This window comes from Providencia sp. PROV116 (genome assembly GCF_028482485.1).
GTDB classification, from domain to species: Bacteria; Pseudomonadota; Gammaproteobacteria; order Enterobacterales; family Enterobacteriaceae; genus Providencia; species Providencia rettgeri.
Genome location: NZ_JAMPQO010000015.1, coordinates 78,766 through 96,410, shown reverse-complemented (window position 1 = coordinate 96,410; position 17,645 = coordinate 78,766). Strand labels below are relative to the sequence as shown.

The following is a 17,645-nucleotide window of genomic DNA, read 5'->3' as shown; positions in this document are numbered from 1 at the left end:
GCCCAACTTATTTTATAGTTTTATATTTTCTTTTCGAGTGCTTCTGGTGCTGCACCATAATCATTAATAACTTCCCATTTAATTGTTCCATTAGTATTTGAGTTATTAACCTCGAAAGTCGCACTTGAGAAAGGTGCCGCATAAGAAACATCATTAGCCTTTGTTCCATTAAAGCTGATGCTCTGGAAATTCATAAAATAAGGTGTTGGGTTTTTAACCGTAATTTTATTTCCAGATTTAGACCACACTAATTTTTTTTGCTCTTCAATAAAATTAACATCTTTTAATGCTTTAGGGCGATAAATTAATTTCATTTGCGTTTTAAAGGCAATTTGTAATGAGTTTTCTGTTCTTTCTGTTGCTGGAATAGTTTTTATATTTAACCAGAACAATGACTCTCTATCATTAGGTAATTTATTTTCGGTTAAAAATATTCTAAGCGCATTAGTTCTATCTGCATTTAGCCTAAATAATGGTGGTGTGATAGAAAAATCAGACTGTTTTTTTTCATCGATATTATCTATCCAAGATTGAATCAAATAAGGGATTTTATCTGGATTTTCTACGCTGATGCTGACATCTTTGTTTCCCTCATTATAAATAACACGGGTTCCACCAATAATAACACCAGCATTCGCAGTATTTATTAGTGCAAGTAAGGAAATGAAAATATAGATAATAGATTTCATAATACCACCATTGATTATTATTAGATAAGGCTTAAGTCCTTTTAAACCTTATTTATTACTTAGTTATAATTGATTGTGAAAGTTGCTGTCGCATTTGCAGGACCAGGAGTCACTGTGTCAGACTTAGCAATATAACGCGCTCTGAAATCTAAATTATTTTCCACATTTTGCTGTAATGGATATGCTTTAGAGGCAGTAAATAATGGAACAATTTTATTCGTATCATCAGTAATTTGAATTCCAACGCCAGTTGCAACGCCAGTTTCTTCTTTTAATTTAATAACTTCATCATCACCAATATAAGAATCAGCATCAAATTTTACTGAAGCCGTTGTTACTGTAGCAGGGCAATTAATTAATTTAATGGTAAATTTAGTTGCTGCCGCTGTACTTCCTGCGTTTGGTAATGCTTTTTTAGATACTTGTCCTAAGTTTACTTTTAGTGCATCAGAGCCAGCTGCTAATTCGCATGCTTGGTCGATGATTTCACCGGTAAAGTCGATAGTACCATCTGCAGCTAATGCATTATTAACAGCAAAGATTGAGGTTGCAGCAATTAATGATGCAAGTAAGTTTTTTTTCATTTGTTTTTCTCCAAAAGATAATTATTTATTTTTCATTGAGTAGGTGGAATTACCAATTACTCAATTGGAGAGTATTTTGAAACTATTTTTTAAAATAAACAAGTTTTGTAAAATTTGGTAAAATATAATTAAATTTTGAAGTATTTAATTTTTTTAATTAAGTTAACACCGTATGGGAGAATAATTGAAGTGCTATTTTATCTTAAGGTAAATATATTTTTAGGTGAGTTTTTTACTAAAGTGAAATAACGATATAAAACTAAGAATAATTATAACGTGGGAGATAAATTTAATTTTTCTCTCATATGGTGATTATTTGGGTTTATAAGGCCCTGGCACATCAGACCACATTTGAAGAATGTTTTATTTGTACTATTGTAAAACGAAATAATAGTATAACTATCGAATTTCGTAGGTCTAAAAGTGCTATTTATTTCATTTTTTGAATAAATAAAGGGTATTACCATTCAGGATATGAATGAAAATTGCAGGGTGATTAATCTCGGTTTTCAGAAAACATTAAATTACCCTTTGAATATCTTCGATTAAATTCAATTGAGTAGCCTTAATTTTAATTAATTATGCTAAGGCTACATAAGAAGTTTCTTATTTATAGATACGTTTAAGCTACAGTGTTCATTGTTATAAATTTCCTATAAACGACGTTATTTTTGTATTAATGCTACTTGTATAAATTGAAATTCTGTTCAGGTGATAATAAGCTTTCTGCTTGCAATATCTTTTTTTTATTTTGTTTATTATTCCTTGTGTTAATTGGTGTTGGAATAGTAAAATCAATAATTAATTCCTGAATATCAAGGTCGAATTATTTAATATTAAGATAAGTATGAAGTAATAAATTACTTCGTACATTATCTTAATATGATAGTGAACATTTGAAGTTATTCAATTCCTAGCTCTTTTAATTTACGGGTTAGGGTATTTCTTCCCCAGCCTAATAAACGGGCAGCTTCTTGCTTATGGCCATTGGTGTATTTTAACGCGCAATTTAGCATGGTACGTTCAAGTAGGGGGATGGTTTGAGAAAAAAGGTCTTCTTTACCGTCCATTAATGCGTTATCAGTCCACTCTTCAAGTAATTCAAACCACTGAGCTGCAGAAATAGGATTTTGTGATGACAATGATTGTGTTGGCATGGAATCAGCTTGCGATGATTTTACCACTGCATTTTGTTGTGGGTGCTCTTCAAGTAAATCATCGGGCAAATCTTGCGGTAAAATTTCTTGGCTTGCTGCCATCACGGTTAACCAACGGCAAACATTTTCCAATTGGCGAACGTTACCTGACCAATAATAGCGCTGAAGAATTTTTTCGCTGTCGGGGTGAAGAACCTTAGCCTCGACACCGAGTTCTTTTGCCGTATTTTGTAGAAAATAATCGGCGAGACGTGGGATATCTTCAGTGCGCTCACGTAGCGGTGGTAATTGTACTCGAATGACATTTAATCGGTGAAATAAGTCTTCGCGAAATAAGCCTTCTTTAACTCGTTTTTCAAGATCTTGGTGGGTCGCTGCAATAATCCGTACATCCACATTGACTGGGGTATAACCCCCAATACGATAGAATTGGCCTTCAGCCAGAACACGTAACAAGCGAGTTTGTACATCAAGGGGCATATCGCCGATTTCATCTAAAAACAATGACCCATGGTTAGCTTGTTCAAATCGGCCCTGACGTACTTGGGTCGCCCCAGTAAATGCGCCTTTTTCGTGGCCAAATAGCTCAGATTCAATTAAGTCTTTGGGAATAGCCGCCATATTTAATGCAATAAAAGGGGCGTCGGCACGAGGGCTGTGTTGATGTAACGCGTGGGCAACCAGCTCTTTTCCCGTTCCTGATTCGCCATTAATAAGCACACTAATTGATGAGCGTGATAAACGGCCAATAATGCGATAAACCTCTTGCATCGCTGGTGCTTCCCCGATCATGGTCGAAGAGACTGTAGGGGCAGGCTGCTTAGCTTCACGGCCTGCATGGTTTTGTTCACGGCTATGATTCAGTGCACGTTCGACCAAGGCAACGGTTTCATCAATATCGAAAGGTTTTGGCAAGTAATCAAAAGCACCTGATTGGTAGGCATTCACGGCAGCATCAAGGTCAGAGTGTGCGGTCATGATAATAATCGGTAAAAGGGGGTGCGATTGTTTAATGGTATTTAGTAGCTCAATACCATTTTTTCCTGGCATACGGATATCTGATAACAACACATCAGGGAGTGAGTTTTCTAATGCGCTGAGCACTGCATTCGCACTATCAAAGCAGGTACAAGCAAAGTTAGCGTTATTTAATGCGCGCTCAAGTACCCAACGGATGGAGCTATCATCATCAACCACCCAAATTTTTCCCTGCGTCATGGTTATCTCCTATTTCTTAATTGGCAGATAAATGGAAAACTCAGTGTGGCCCGGCCAACTGGTAAATTCGATTTTTCCTGCGTGTTGGTCAACTAAACTGCGAGCAATCGACAGGCCAAGCCCTGTGCCATCAGGTCGTCCGCTGACCATGGGATAGAACAACGTATCCTGAATTGCCAATGGAATACCGGGGCCGTTATCTTCAATATCAATACGTGCAGCTAATCTATAACGTTCACCTTGCAATGTGACTTGAAAAGCCGTTCGTGTACGCAAAGTGATATAGCCTCCCGTTTCGGCGAGGGCTTGCAATGCATTTCGGGTGATATTTAGCAGCACTTGCTCGATTTGGTCTGGGTAATACTCTAATTCGGGCAGGCTTGGGTCATAGTCACGAATTAGTGTTACATTATCGGGCTTTTCTAATGACACCAACCGCGTTACATTTTCCATAATATGATGAATACTTTGCTGTGTTTTCGGCCCCGGATATTGAGGGCCAAGTAGCCGATCAACCAATGCTCGCAAGCGGTCGGCCTGTTCGATAATCACTTGAGTATATTCATTTAATTGTGGGTCAGGCAACGCTTTAGATAGCAATTGCGCAGCGCCTCGCAAACCTCCGAGAGGGTTTTTGATTTCGTGAGCAAGTCCACGGATCAGTTCGCGGGCAGCCAATTGCTGGGCATTTTGTGCGAGTTCTTGGCTCAAACGTCGCTGGCTATCTAATTGTGAAAGCTCAACTAAAATAAATTGTTCTGAAAAAGGCTGGGCGCTGCACGACATCACATGAGAATGGTTGTTAAACACTAAAGTGACTTCATTTTCGGTAAAGCTATGGCCTTCTTTTAAGCTATTGAGCATCAGTTCATCATTGAGTGAACAATAGCTGAATAACAGGGGGAGAGGCGTACCATATAGCTTGCGCTGGCTTTGGGTTAAGATCTGGAGTGCAGCATGGTTGGCGTAATGGATAACCAAGTCGTAATCCAAAATTAGCACGCTATTAATGAGAGAGTCGAGAATATGTTCCGGTGCTGGCAAGTGTTCGGTTTTCATGTAATGTTGCTCCTGCACTATTTTGGTGCATTATACCTGATAGACCAAACAACCGATATTTGATTTTTGTTGCGTAAGTACCTTAGAGATAAAAGGCCCCATCGAAAGATGGGGCAAGTGCTTCACGGCAACAAAGACTAACAGTGGAACGGCGTGTTACACACTGTAGTACATTTCAAATTCGAGAGGGTGTGGTGCCATACGAACACGTTGGATGTCGGCACGGGTTAATTCGATATACGCATCGATAGCATCATTAGTGAATACACCACCACGGGTTAAGAATTCACGGTCTTTATCTAATTCGGCTAACGCTTCATCTAAAGAACCTGAAACTGTTGGGATTTCTTTGGCTTCTTCCGGTGGTAAGTCGTATAAGTTTTTGTCCATCGCATCGCCAGGGTGGATTTTATTGATGATGCCATCAAGACCCGCCATTAACTGGGCTGCAAACGCTAAATATGGGTTAGCTGCAGGGTCTGGGAAGCGAACTTCAATACGGCGTGCTTTCGTACTCGCAACCACAGGAATACGAATCGAAGCAGAGCGGTTACGTGCAGAGTATGCCAACATGACTGGCGCTTCAAAGCCCGGAACTAAACGTTTGTATGAGTTAGTGGTTGGGTTAGTAAATGCGTTCAGCGCACGTGCATGCTTAATAATACCGCCGATGTAGTACAGCGCCATTTCTGATAAACCGCCGTATTTGTCACCTGCGAACAGGTTCACACCACCTTTAGATAAAGACATATGGCAGTGCATACCAGAACCATTATCACCCACTAAAGGTTTTGGCATAAAGGTCGCTGTTTTGCCGTATGCATGGGCAACATTGTGAACGACATATTTATAAATCTGAGTTTCATCCGCTTTTTTGGTCATGGTATTAAAGCGGGTAGCCACTTCGTTTTGGCCTGCGGTCGCTACTTCATGGTGGTGAGCTTCAACAACTAAGCCCATCTCTTCCATTGTGGTACACATGGCTGAACGCAAGTCTTGTGATGAATCAACCGGTGGAACGGGGAAGTAACCGCCTTTTACTGCAGGGCGATGGCCTTTATTGCCACCTTCGTATTTGGTTCCTGTATTCCATGCCGCTTCGATATCATCGATATGGTAGTAGCTACCGTGCATGTTGTTGCCAAAACGAATGTCATCAAACACGAAAAATTCAGGCTCTGGTCCAAAGAGAACGATATCAGCAATCCCGCTAGAGCGCAGGAAATCTTCTGCGCGTTTTGAAATTGAACGTGGGTCTCTGTCATAACCTTGCATTGTGCCCGGCTCTAAAATATCGCAGCGTATAATCAATGTGATATCGGCAAAGAACGGGTCTAACATCGCGGTAGACGCGTCAGGCATTAATACCATGTCTGACTCATTGATGCCTTTCCAGCCACCAATAGATGAACCATCAAACATCTGGCCTTCTTCAAAGAAGTCTTCGTCAACTTGGTGAGCAGGGATAGTGATGTGTTGCTCTTTACCTTTAGTGTCGGTAAAACGCAGATCAATAAATCTAACATTGTGCTCTTTAATTAACGATAAAACATGTTCAGCGGACATCTCGGCTCTCCTGGTCGGGTCTAATCAACAAATCACAAGCTATTTTTGAGGGTGTGTTTGTTGTTTGTCTGGCGTGCTAGTCATATAAAAGTGGTTAGTACGCGCTCTATAAATAGATAAGCGAAAAGCGTGCCAACTTTTTAATTATAGCAAATACTGATTGTTACGTGAGGACGAGGGATTTTCATCATGTTGTATTGGACGTGTTGCACTATATTGGTGCATGAAATGACTATTTTGCACTGATCTAGTGCATTTGCGAGTGGAGCTCAAATAAAAAAGCCAACATTGCGCTCTGTTAAAGCATAAGGTTGGCCGGATAAAAAAGAAATGAGGTGGTTTAATGCCAGACAGCTACATTAATCTTCATCGCTATTAGTTAATAATGTATTCACTTCTTCAATTTGTTTTACTGCATCATTGATGATGGAGGCAATTTGGCGTGTCTGCTCTTCGTTTAGTTGTTTTAAAACCATTTTGTGACGTAATAAAGCTTTAAAACGACTGACTGCCATTTCAATATCTTCTGCTAAATTACTGCCTTGTTGCATATCACGTGCTTTAGCCAGTTTGCGAGCAATAACCGCTTCAATTTCTTTATTTTGAGCTAAATGATCAGAGCCTTCCGGCGTAATCGTAAAACTTTTTCGATTACGTTCAACAATCTGAGACTCCAAGAAGCCTTGTTCTTCTAACAGGGTTAGAGTGGGATAAATAACACCCGGGCTTGGCACATACAAGCCATTTGAGGCTTCTTGAATATCCTTGATAATTTCGTAGCCATAGCTTGGTTTTTTAGCGACTAACGAAAGTACCATAATATGAAGGTCGCCATGGTCGAATAAACGACGTAGGCCTTTACCTCTTCCACGACCTCTTTGGCGGTCATCACCATGTCCATGTCCATGACGGCCTTCGCCGTGGCAGCGTTCACCATGTCCACGACCATGACGGTCTTCGCCGTGGCAGCGTTCACCATGTCCATGTCCATGACGGCCTTCGCCGTGGCAGCGTTCACCGTGTCCACGACCATGACGGCCTTCACCGTGGCAGTGTTCACCGTGCCCATGGCGGTCATCACCATAATAGTCATCTCCGTGGTTGCAATGTTCGTGACTATGACGGCCTTCATTGTGGCAACATCCACCGCGATGGCCATGTTGATTTTCATCATGGCGTGCATAATATACATGACGACAAGATTTAATTAGCATATAGTTACTCCTTAGTTTGTAACTTTAGATATATCGAATTTGTTTTCTGGTTTTACTATATTTAGATATATCTAATTAGTCAATTTAGATATATCTAAATAATGCAAAAAGATATTTAAACTGGTAGTTAAGAAAGAAAGTCTATTTTTTGTTCTTTTTTTGGGCTGCTAATATTAAGTTTTTAGCGTATTATTCTGTCACTTCGTGGTTTCGCAGAGATGATGCTCATTATTTTGTGAGGGAATCTGGCACTGTTACGCAACTGAATGTTTTTTCGTTAAAAACTTTTTATACAGTGATGGGTTTCACATTTATTCCACTTGTGCGGAAAAACGTGTAAAATAACAGCAAATTAACGTAGAAAGTATGTTTTGGGTGTGAATAACGGCTCAGTAAGCATATTCCTTTCCTGTCAATTAAACGGTAAAAATCCTTGTCAATTCAAAATTTAAGAAACATCGCCATCATCGCTCACGTTGACCATGGCAAGACCACACTGGTTGGTAAATTATTGCAGCAATCAGGCACGTTCGGTGAACGTGAAACTGTTGATGAGCGTGTTATGGACTCCAATGACTTGGAGAAAGAGCGTGGTATTACTATCCTTGCTAAAAATACCGCTATCCAATGGAATGGTTATCATATCAATATCGTAGACACCCCAGGTCACGCCGATTTCGGTGGTGAGGTTGAGCGCGTTATGTCTATGGTTGACTGCGTACTGCTGGTTGTTGATGCGATGGATGGCCCAATGCCACAAACTCGCTTCGTAACGCAAAAAGCGTTCGACCACGGTTTACGTCCTATTGTTGTTATCAATAAAGTTGACCGCCCAGGCGCACGTCCTGATTGGGTTGTTGACCAAGTATTCGACTTATTCGTGAACTTAGGTGCAACGGATGAGCAACTCGATTTCCCTATCGTTTATGCATCTGCATTAAACGGTATTGCTGGTCTTGACCACGAAAACATGGCTGAAGACATGACTCCACTGTACGAAGCTATCGTGGAACACGTTGCGCCACCAGCGGTAGATATCGATGGTCCATTCCAAATGCAAGTTTCGCAATTGGATTACAACAGCTATTTAGGTGTTATCGGTATTGGTCGTATCAAACGCGGTGTTGTTAAGCCTAACCAACAAGTAACGGTTATCGATAGCGAAGGTAAAACTCGTAACGGTAAAATTGGTAAAGTTCTGACTCACTTAGGTTTAGAGCGTATTGACTCACAACAAGCGGAAGCGGGTGACATTGTTGCTCTGACCGGTTTGGGTGAACTGAATATCTCTGACACCATTTGCCAAGTCGGTAGCGTTGAAGCACTGCCTGCATTAGCGGTTGATGAGCCAACAGTTAGCATGTTCTACTGTGTTAACACCTCACCATTCTGTGGTAAAGAAGGTAAATTCGTGACTTCACGTCAGATCCTTGACCGTTTGAATAAAGAATTGGTTCACAACGTTGCACTACGCGTTGAAGAAACTCAAGACCCAGATGCATTCCGCGTTTCTGGTCGTGGTGAGCTTCACTTATCTGTTCTGATTGAAAACATGCGTCGTGAAGGTTTCGAATTAGCCGTATCTCGTCCAAAAGTTATCATTCGTGAAATCGATGGTCGTAAACAAGAGCCGTTCGAACAAGTGACGTTAGACGTTGAAGAACAGCATCAAGGCGACATCATGAAAGCATTAGGTGAGCGTAAAGGCGACCTGCGTGACATGATGCCAGACGGTAAAGGCCGTGTACGTCTTGATTACGTCATTCCAAGCCGTGGTCTGATTGGCTTCCGTACTGAGTTCATGACAATGACATCAGGTACTGGTTTACTGTACTCAACGTTCAGCCATTACGATGATGTTCGTCCAGGCGAAATCGGTGGCCGTCAAAACGGTGTTCTGATCTCTAACGGACAAGGTAAAGCGGTTGCTTATGCACTGTACAGCCTGCAAGACCGTGGTAAGCTGTTCTTGGGTCACGGTGCTGAAGTGTATGAAGGCCAAATCATTGGTATTCACTCACGTTCTAACGACTTAACTGTTAACTGCTTAACTGGTAAAAAACTGACTAACATGCGTGCGTCAGGTACTGATGAAGCAACGACACTGTCACCACCAATTAAAATGACTCTGGAACAGGCTCTTGAGTTCATTGATGATGACGAATTAGTTGAAGTGACTCCGCAGTCTATTCGTCTGCGTAAACGTCATTTGACTGAGAACGATCGCCGCCGTGCAAACCGTTCTAAAGAAGACTAATTACCATGATGTAATGTTGTTTATTACTTTATTGTAGTTATGAGTGTAGTAAGGCGCCTTTCGGCGCCTTACTTATTTATAAAGGCTTATCTTTTTTCATAAAATACAGTGATGAAATAAATAGTCCGAAAATTAAAGGGATTTCGTACAATTCTTCGATAAGGCTTTGAAGTTCAGAATGATATAGAAAAACTGAACTGAGAAACCTATGGTGTTCAACACTGTCTGAAATTAAAAAAGCACACAGGGTTAGTAGTAGGCTCCAAAGTGGAATAGCTGTGTTTTTTAGGTGAAAAACAATACTTTTTCTTAATGGTGAAGCACATAGCATCAAAACTAAACTGCTAATCAAGGTAATAGAAATTAGCCTGAAATAAGTTTGATCCAGATTAGGGAAAAATTCTCGTCCCCAATTTGTTCCTCTGCCAAATAATGTTACCCACCAGATAGTTGCCCATAACCAAAATAATTTCATTCCCTGACTTTTTTGCTGTAATGATCTCATATAAAACCAAGTGAAAAAGACACAAAAAATTAGAGTGGCGGATTGAAAATGTTCAATAACTTTTGTTGTAAGGTCGATATTGAAATTCAGAGGGAAATAATTAATTAATGGAATTAAAAATAAACTTCCCCATAGAATAGCAATCGGCCAAGAGATTGTTTTATCTATTTTCATAGTCTGGCTTTTATATTTTAAGATTTATTTATTACTGATAATGCATGGATATCAGCTCACATTGCTTATGTGTAACTTGCTACGTACAAGCCATTATGCAAAAAGCCGATAGTGGGACTTAACATTTAGTATCAAAAACCGAGAGTGTGGTGTGAAATAGCACCTTTGGGATAAAAAGCGTTTTCTCGGTAACAGAATAAATCGGCTGGTTTTCTGCTCATTAATTGCGCTAAGTGTGGATTGCTTAATCGATAAATTGACAAAATAACGTGAATTATCACTAATTAGGGCTGTTCAGTTGCCCGAATAATGATTAAAGTAAATTTAGTGAATAACAATGAGGAAAATTTATGCTGTATATCTTCGATATGGGTAATGTGATTATTGATATCGACTTTAATCGTGTATTTGATAAATGGTCTGAACTCAGCGGCACATCAAGTGAAGAAATCAAATCACGTTTTACTTTTGGTAATATCTTTCAATTACATGAGTGTGGAAAAATTTCAGACATCGAGTTTGCTGAGCTGCTTTGTGAAGAAATGGACATTACACTAAGCTTTGAAGACTTTGCTGAAGGCTGGCACGCTATTTTTATTTCGTTACGACCTGAAGTTATTGACATTATGGAACGCCTACGTGAACAAGGGCACCGAGTGGTCGTTTTATCGAATACTAATCGTCTACATCTCGACTACTGGCCAGCACACTACCCAGAAATTGCAGCTTCCTCCGATTTCTTATATTTATCCCAAGATTTAGGCATGCGTAAGCCTGACCCTGAAATTTATAAATATGTACTGCAATCCGAAGAGTTTGATGCTGCAGATGCTATTTTCTTTGATGATGTCGAAGAAAATATAAAAGCCGCAGAAGCCCTTGGTATTCGCAGTATTCATGTTGTGAATAAAGACACCATTCCTGAATATTTCCGCACTTACGATTTTAGTGCAGAAGTTGAATAATATCCTGATTTTATAGTGGGGCAACGGCTAACGTTGCTCCATCTTTTTGTAAAGAGTCATCATGATTGCATTAATCCAGAGAGTCACTCATGCGAGTGTGGTTGTTGATCAGAAAATAGTAGGGCAAATAAATGCTGGGCTGCTGGTTTTGCTTGGTGTTGAAAAAGATGATGATGAACAGAAAGCCAAACGTTTGTGTGAAAAAGTATTAGGCTACCGTATTTTTAGTGATGAACAAGGGAAAATGAATCTCAATGTTCAACAAGCAGGTGGTAGCTTGCTGGTGGTTTCTCAATTTACTTTAGCAGCTGATACCAAAAAAGGTATGCGGCCTAGTTTTTCAGGGGGGGCAGAACCTGAAAGGGCAGATACTTTGTATCAATACTTTGTTGAACAAAGTCGCCAACAAGGGGTTGAAACACAAACGGGTGAATTTGCCGCTGACATGCAAGTGAATTTAACCAATGATGGCCCTGTCACCTTCTGGCTACAAGTGTGAGTCCATTTTTAAAGGGGGAAGCGATGTACCATTTACGTACACCGAAAGACGATATTGAATTTGCAACTTATTACCATTTTCGCTGGGAAATGTTGCGAAAACCGTTTAATCAACCCCTAGGTTCTGAAAAAGATGGCTATGACTTAACGGCACACCATCAAATGGTCGTCGATGATAAAAACCGTATTCTTGCCATTGGTCGTTTGTATATTAATGCTGACAACGAAGGCGCTATTCGTTTCTTAGCCGTTAACCCGGCAATGCAGGGAAAAGGGCTTGGTAAGTTGATTATCATGGCACTGGAATCTGTTGCTCGGCAAGAAGGGGTAAAACGCATTGTATCAAGCGTTCGTGAAGAAGCAGTTCCATTTTTCAATAAAATGGGGTTTGAAAATCGAGGGCAAGTAGCAGGGCAGCTAAAAACGCCAGTGCGCCATTACTTGATGATCAAACCCATTGAGACATTAGACCAAATTCTGCATCGCCCAGACTGGTGTGGCGAGTTACAACAAGCCTGGTATAAGTATATTCCATTGAGTGAAAAAATGGGTGTCCGAATCGACCAATACACAGGAACTCGTTTTATTACCACCATGCCAGAAGCGGGCAACCAAAACCCTCATGAAACCATATTTGCAGGGAGCCAATTTTCATTAGCTACCCTAACAGGGTGGGGGCTGATTTGGCTATTAATGCAAGAACACCAGCTTGGTGGTGATATTGTGTTGGTCGATGCCAGTATTCGTTATGGTAAGCCAGTAAGCGGTAGGCCGACAGCAACTGCGGACTTAGCCAATATGAGCGGTGACCTTGACCGCTTAGCGCGAGGTAGCAAGGCGCGAGTAAAACTGAACGTTGAGGTTAGTAACCCTGATGGTAAAGTAGGCGCTGTATTCAGCGGTGTTTATATGGTGTTACCTGTAGAAACAGCCAAGTAAAGTTACCCATTGAATATTAAAAAAGAAAGGCAGGTTCGATTGACCTGCCTTTTGTATTTCTATGAATTGACAGTTTTTATTAATTGCTAAGTGCGGGGAGCGGTTCTGCCAAAGAAGGCTCAGTAGGCTGCAAATCGGTTTCGGACTCTACTGAAGAGGTGACAACCCCGTTCACAACAGTACGGAATAGACGTTTACCTTGCAATGGTATGGCCATCAATTCCCCATTCAAACTTTTTTCCACTGATGGGGCGAGCAAATCACCTTGTAATGTTGCATCAAAGTCACCGATGACTTGAGCGGGGAAGCCTGCCCAACCCCATTGATTTAAATCAACGAGGTCAATATTAGAACCTGATGCTCTCAGTAAAAAGGGAACTTTTTTCGGTTCTTGCTTTACCAGCAAGCCAATTTTACTGATGCCTTTATCGGTACTGACCGTTAAGCTCACCGCCGCTGAGGATTTACCACTTTGACGTACTTCAATAAATGGCCGGCGTACGAGAACTTGGTTGATTGTGCCGCTATCTGCAGTAAATGTCGCTTTACCGTTCCAAATTCCCCACTGTTTTTGTTTAATCAAATCGACATTTTCGATATTGCCGCTTAGAGCGGTCAATTCGAAAGGAAATTGTGCCTGGATATTCATCAAAAGTGATTGAGAAAGGGTGAACTTTTTGATGTTTAAACCAGATAACCACGTTGGGGTTGGTTCTGCGAAGAAGGACAACCAATTTTCAGGTAAGGTATATAAGATACCCGCGAGTTTACCTTCGTCAATGGTTAGTATTTGATCATTACGTTGCCAAGACCCACTGAGATTAAAGACACCTTTATTATAGTAACCCGATAACTTATTGATATTAAGGCTGTCGCCATTGATACTTAGCTCACCAATTAAGGTACTCAGTTGCTGGTCTTTTACGACGAATTGGTCGACATTAAAGCTAATATTGCCTTTGGGATTAGTCCAGCTTCCTCTTAAGAAGCTGAGTTGGTCAATTTCGGTACTTAAGCCAGAAAGTGCCCAATCCCTTCCTTGGATATCAACGTTGGTTAATTCTACTTGTTTGACCTGCAGCGATTTTTCACTCGTTATTGCATCAAATAGTGAATCGAAATCAACATTATTTTCCCAGCCGACTTTATTCATGGTGAGGGAGTCAACCATGATAGAGCCATCGCTAAGTACCTTCCCAGCACCCGCAATATAGCCATTATTTAAGTAGGCACTTGCTTGGCTTATTTCTGTTCCTTGCTGCTGCAATTTACCGGTAATGGCAACATTCTTGAAGGAAAGGCCATTGAATTTTAATTGGTTAGAGGTAAATCGAAAATCACCGTAACCAAAAGGGGATTTTTCGGCTGGTTTCCAAGGGGTAATTCCTCCCGTGAAGCCAGTGAATTGCACAGTATCGTTGTCTTTTTTAAGCGTAATTTGGCTATTTTCAAATTGCAAAATATTTGCAGAAATAGGGAACAGCACCGTATTTGGTAAGACGGTTGTCGATAATGTTCCTTGAGTGATAACCAAACGTTTGATAGCCGTACCGCTAAATAGATTTCGCCAATTAACATCAATTACGACTTGTCGTGAATCTAAAGAGAGATCACTGTTTTTAGACGTTAATTTAACATCTTGGAAAATGAATTCACCGGGGTTAGAAAACTCATGTCCCATAATTCCTACATCAATATCGTAGTCGGTAAATTTACTTAAAAATTGACTGGAGTAGGATGCACCCCAACGGGTTTGTAGCCCGATATAAGTAAAAATAAACAATAGCAGCAGTAACAAAAGTGCATAGGTAGTAAATTTGATTAACCATTTCACAGTTTACTGCTCCTTTGGTTTGTGGACGAATAGACACAAAAAGAAACCGTCTAATATAGCGACAATTTAAGGATAGCATACAGAAAAACCGCCAGAATGTTCAACACTGGCGGCTAGAATGAAAGATTATTTTTCGAGAGGGAAGACTAAATTCAGAACAATTGCAGTTAAACCACCCGCAGCAATCCCCGAAGAAAATAATGTTTTTAGCCAGTCAGGTGCGAATTGTAAAATCAAAGGTTGTTGTGAAACGCCCATACCCACTGCGAGAGAAAGGGCGATAATCATAATTGCACGGCGATTGAGTGGCTCGCGAGAGACTATCCTTACACCTGAAGCGGCGATGGTACCAAACATCACAATGGTTGCTCCGCCCAGCACAGGTTCGGGAATTTGTTGCACGAAGCCCGCAACGGCAGGGAACAACCCTAATAACACCAACATTAAAGCGACAATGTAGCCGACATAGCGGCTTGCCACCCCAGTTAATTGGATAACACCGTTGTTCTGCCCAAAGCAAGAGTTAGGGAAAGTATTAAATACCGCAGAAACCATTGAATTCAAACCATTGGCGAGTACGCCACCTTTAATTCGTTTCATGTATAAAGGGCCACGAACAGGTTGTTCTGATACGTCAGAAGTGGCGGTAATATCACCTATCGTTTCTAAAGAAGTCACCATAAAAATAAGAATTAATGGGATCAACAGGTTCCAGTCGAATGATAAGCCATAATAAAAAGGCTCAGGGACAGTAATAATTGGCTGATTGGCTTCCACGGGTTGCGCATTTGGCAACATATCCATCCACCAAGCGGCAATATAGCCAACCGCCATCGCGATGACGAGAGAAGCAACGCGCAAGTAAGGGTTTTTCTGGCGATTCAAGAGGATAATAACGGCTAATACAATCCCCGCTAAAATCAAGTAATCAGGGGAACCAAAAGTATTGTCACTAATAGCACCATAGCCACCACCAATGGACGTTAATCCCACTTGAATTAAGGACAATCCAATAATCATCACGACCACGCCAGAGACCAATGGTGTGATAACGCGACGTGCTAAATGCAAGAAGCGCGAAAGAATGACTTCAGTGAGTGCGGCGACGAGTAAAGTACCAAACAAAGCTGCCATCATGGATGGGATATCAGCACCACCTTGCTTGAGTGCAACACCTCCCATAATTAAAGGTGCAACAAAGTTAAAACTGGTTCCTTGAATCGAAAGCAGGCCTGAGCCAATAGGGCCCCACGCGCGAATTTGAATTAAAGAAGCAATACCGGAGGCAAATAAAGACATACTGATGATGCGCTGAGTGTCGTGGGCTGGTAGCCCCAAAGCTTGGCAAATCAGCATTGCAGGGGTAATAACTGCGACAAACATCGCTAGAAGATGTTGCCCGGCAGCAAACAAGGCTTGCGGTAGCGGTGGGCGGTCTTCTAATTTGTAGATGAGTTCGCTTTGCGTTTGTATGGTCGCTTCAGTAGTTTGCTTTTCAGACGTCGCAGTATTCATTGCTTTCATTTCTCGCCAACAAAAAACGCATTGTAATGCGAGGATTTTAAAAAGCAATCGTTTGCGCGTAAAAAATATTGATCAATGTTAAATAAGGTTGTCACATTTTTATATCTTTTAACTTGTATTTATAACAGTTTTTTTTTCTAATCCTATAACCTGCTTTTGGCGTTTTAAGGAAGAAATTAACGTCTTACTAGTTTTTGATAATTTTAACAACAGACGAGGTACGTGAATGTATCATCTCGATGTCTACGGTACACTGGTAGCAGCTACCTTAGTATTATTGCTTGGGCGTAAACTGGTCAAATCAGTCCCTTTTCTTGAAAAATATACAATCCCTGAACCTGTTGCGGGTGGGCTGTTAGTTGCTTTTAGTCTTTTATTGCTTAAACAATTATTTGACTGGAGCCTTTCTTTTGACTTATCACTGCAAGAACCTATGATGCTGGCATTTTTTGCCACAATTGGTCTTAATGCCAACCTTGCTAGTTTGAAGGCTGGTGGTAAGGCATTGTTTATCTTCATTTTTGTGGTTGTCGGTTTATTACTTGTCCAAAATACAGTAGGGATTGCTCTTGCTGAATTATTGGGATTAGACCCTCTCATGGGGCTGTTAGCTGGCTCAATTACCTTATCCGGTGGTCATGGAACTGGTGCGGCATGGGGGAAAATTTTCACTGAAAATTATGGTTTCCAAAGTGCAACAGAAGTTGCAATGGCTTGTGCTACATTTGGGCTAGTTCTTGGTGGTTTAATCGGTGGACCTGTTGCACGTTTTCTAACGCGTAATATCCCAACGCCTGGAACGGCTGAAGATGATAAAGACGTTCCAACTGCATTTGAAAAGCCACAATCTGGCCGCATGATCACTTCAATGGTTTTAATTGAAACTATTGCATTGATCGCTATTTGCCTATTGGTGGGGAGCTTTATTGCAGGTCAGCTCGCTGACACGGTGTTCGCGTTACCTAAATTTGTGTGTGTATTATTTGTTGGGGTGATTTTAAGTAACAGCCTTTCTATCCTTGGCTTCTATCGCGTGTTTGACCGCGCCGTTTCTGTTATGGGGAACGTCAGCCTATCGTTATTCTTAGCGATGGCTTTGATGAGCTTGAAGTTATGGGAATTGGCGTCATTAGCAATTCCAATGATTGTCATTCTTGCAGTACAAGCCTGTGTGATGGCGGGATATGCTATTTTTGTCACTTTCCGTGTGATGGGCAAAAACTATGATGCTGCTATTTTAGCCGCAGGTCACTGTGGCTTTGGTCTTGGAGCTACACCAACAGCGATTGCGAATATGCAAGCAGTAACGGATAGGTTGGGTCCATCCCATCTTGCGTTCCTTGTGGTACCAATGGTTGGGGCATTCTTTATTGATATTGTTAATGCGATAGTTATTAAATTGTATTTAATGTTGCCAATATTCCCAACGATTGCTGGGTAGTTTTTATTTAATAATAAATCA

Annotated in this window: 14 protein-coding genes; 5 read left to right on the top strand and 9 right to left on the bottom strand. The window is 40.9% G+C overall.

The window, feature by feature from the left end:
• Positions 1-20 precede the first annotated feature (20 nt).
• The 6 genes from PSE72_RS11400 to PSE72_RS11375 form a co-directional block, all read right to left on the bottom strand.
• Complete coding sequence (locus tag PSE72_RS11400; protein WP_115166388.1) at positions 21-689, bottom strand: fimbrial biogenesis chaperone; 669 nt, start codon at positions 687-689, stop codon at positions 21-23.
• A 59-nt stretch (positions 690-748) separates the two neighbouring features.
• Positions 749-1,273 (bottom strand): fimbrial protein, encoded by a 525-nt coding sequence (locus tag PSE72_RS11395; RefSeq protein ID WP_094960816.1) that lies wholly within the window; start codon positions 1,271-1,273, stop codon positions 749-751.
• Positions 1,274-2,175: 902 nt separating this feature from the next.
• Positions 2,176-3,648 carry a nitrogen regulation protein NR(I) gene (gene glnG / locus PSE72_RS11390; RefSeq protein ID WP_217007863.1) on the bottom strand — a complete coding sequence of 491 codons (1,473 nt, stop codon included), beginning with the start codon at positions 3,646-3,648 and terminating at the stop codon, positions 2,176-2,178.
• A 9-nt stretch (positions 3,649-3,657) separates the two neighbouring features.
• Entirely contained in the window at positions 3,658-4,707 is a 1,050-nt protein-coding gene (gene glnL / locus PSE72_RS11385; protein ID WP_115166389.1) for a nitrogen regulation protein NR(II), read from the bottom strand.
• Between the two features lie 156 nt (positions 4,708-4,863).
• Positions 4,864-6,273, bottom strand: a complete 1,410-nt coding sequence (glnA, locus tag PSE72_RS11380; RefSeq protein WP_004266097.1) for a glutamate--ammonia ligase — start codon at positions 6,271-6,273, stop codon at positions 4,864-4,866.
• A gap of 359 nt (positions 6,274-6,632) precedes the next feature.
• Complete coding sequence (locus PSE72_RS11375; RefSeq protein WP_238562985.1) at positions 6,633-7,487, bottom strand: PadR family transcriptional regulator; 855 nt, start codon at positions 7,485-7,487, stop codon at positions 6,633-6,635.
• A gap of 433 nt (positions 7,488-7,920) precedes the next feature.
• Here PSE72_RS11375 and typA point away from each other — a divergent pair, with 433 nt between their 5' ends.
• Positions 7,921-9,744 carry a ribosome-dependent GTPase TypA gene (gene typA / locus PSE72_RS11370; RefSeq protein ID WP_004262702.1) on the top strand — a complete coding sequence of 608 codons (1,824 nt, stop codon included), beginning with the start codon at positions 7,921-7,923 and terminating at the stop codon, positions 9,742-9,744.
• 76 nt (positions 9,745-9,820) lie between these two features.
• Here typA and PSE72_RS11365 read toward each other — a convergent pair whose 3' ends face one another.
• Positions 9,821-10,423, bottom strand: a complete 603-nt coding sequence (locus PSE72_RS11365; protein WP_115166391.1) for a hypothetical protein — start codon at positions 10,421-10,423, stop codon at positions 9,821-9,823.
• A gap of 350 nt (positions 10,424-10,773) precedes the next feature.
• Here PSE72_RS11365 and yihX point away from each other — a divergent pair, with 350 nt between their 5' ends.
• From yihX to fabY, 3 genes are all read left to right on the top strand, one after another.
• On the top strand, positions 10,774-11,388 hold the full coding sequence (gene yihX, locus PSE72_RS11360) for a glucose-1-phosphatase (protein WP_115166392.1): 615 nt from the start codon (positions 10,774-10,776) through the stop codon (positions 11,386-11,388).
• A 61-nt stretch (positions 11,389-11,449) separates the two neighbouring features.
• Positions 11,450-11,887, top strand: coding sequence for a D-aminoacyl-tRNA deacylase (gene dtd / locus PSE72_RS11355; protein ID WP_004266092.1), 438 nt, complete (start codon positions 11,450-11,452; stop codon positions 11,885-11,887).
• Positions 11,888-11,910: 23 nt separating this feature from the next.
• Complete coding sequence (fabY, locus tag PSE72_RS11350; protein ID WP_004266091.1) at positions 11,911-12,825, top strand: fatty acid biosynthesis protein FabY; 915 nt, start codon at positions 11,911-11,913, stop codon at positions 12,823-12,825.
• A 79-nt stretch (positions 12,826-12,904) separates the two neighbouring features.
• Here the strand turns inward: fabY and PSE72_RS11345 are convergent, their stop codons facing one another.
• Both PSE72_RS11345 and PSE72_RS11340 read right to left on the bottom strand, forming a co-directional pair.
• A complete protein-coding gene (locus PSE72_RS11345) occupies positions 12,905-14,659 on the bottom strand; it encodes an AsmA family protein (RefSeq protein WP_198641920.1) in 1,755 nt (584 codons plus the stop codon).
• A gap of 126 nt (positions 14,660-14,785) precedes the next feature.
• Positions 14,786-16,174, bottom strand: a complete 1,389-nt coding sequence (locus tag PSE72_RS11340) for a uracil-xanthine permease family protein (protein ID WP_115168237.1) — start codon at positions 16,172-16,174, stop codon at positions 14,786-14,788.
• A 235-nt stretch (positions 16,175-16,409) separates the two neighbouring features.
• Here PSE72_RS11340 and gltS point away from each other — a divergent pair, with 235 nt between their 5' ends.
• Entirely contained in the window at positions 16,410-17,624 is a 1,215-nt protein-coding gene (gltS, locus tag PSE72_RS11335; RefSeq protein WP_004266088.1) for a sodium/glutamate symporter, read from the top strand.
• Positions 17,625-17,645 lie beyond the last annotated feature (21 nt).

Coding starts and splice junctions, on each gene's coding strand:
- PSE72_RS11400 (WP_115166388.1), bottom strand. CDS start 689: ATGAAATCTATTATCTATATTTTCATTTCCTTACTTGCACTAATAAAT.
- dtd (WP_004266092.1), top strand. CDS start 11,450: ATGATTGCATTAATCCAGAGAGTCACTCATGCGAGTGTGGTTGTTGAT.
- PSE72_RS11340 (WP_115168237.1), bottom strand. CDS start 16,174: ATGAATACTGCGACGTCTGAAAAGCAAACTACTGAAGCGACCATACAA.
- yihX (WP_115166392.1), top strand. CDS start 10,774: ATGCTGTATATCTTCGATATGGGTAATGTGATTATTGATATCGACTTT.
- glnL (WP_115166389.1), bottom strand. CDS start 4,707: ATGAAAACCGAACACTTGCCAGCACCGGAACATATTCTCGACTCTCTC.
- PSE72_RS11375 (WP_238562985.1), bottom strand. CDS start 7,487: ATGCTAATTAAATCTTGTCGTCATGTATATTATGCACGCCATGATGAA.
- PSE72_RS11395 (WP_094960816.1), bottom strand. CDS start 1,273: ATGAAAAAAAACTTACTTGCATCATTAATTGCTGCAACCTCAATCTTT.
- glnA (WP_004266097.1), bottom strand. CDS start 6,273: ATGTCCGCTGAACATGTTTTATCGTTAATTAAAGAGCACAATGTTAGA.
- glnG (WP_217007863.1), bottom strand. CDS start 3,648: ATGACGCAGGGAAAAATTTGGGTGGTTGATGATGATAGCTCCATCCGT.
- PSE72_RS11365 (WP_115166391.1), bottom strand. CDS start 10,423: ATGAAAATAGATAAAACAATCTCTTGGCCGATTGCTATTCTATGGGGA.
- fabY (WP_004266091.1), top strand. CDS start 11,911: ATGTACCATTTACGTACACCGAAAGACGATATTGAATTTGCAACTTAT.
- gltS (WP_004266088.1), top strand. CDS start 16,410: ATGTATCATCTCGATGTCTACGGTACACTGGTAGCAGCTACCTTAGTA.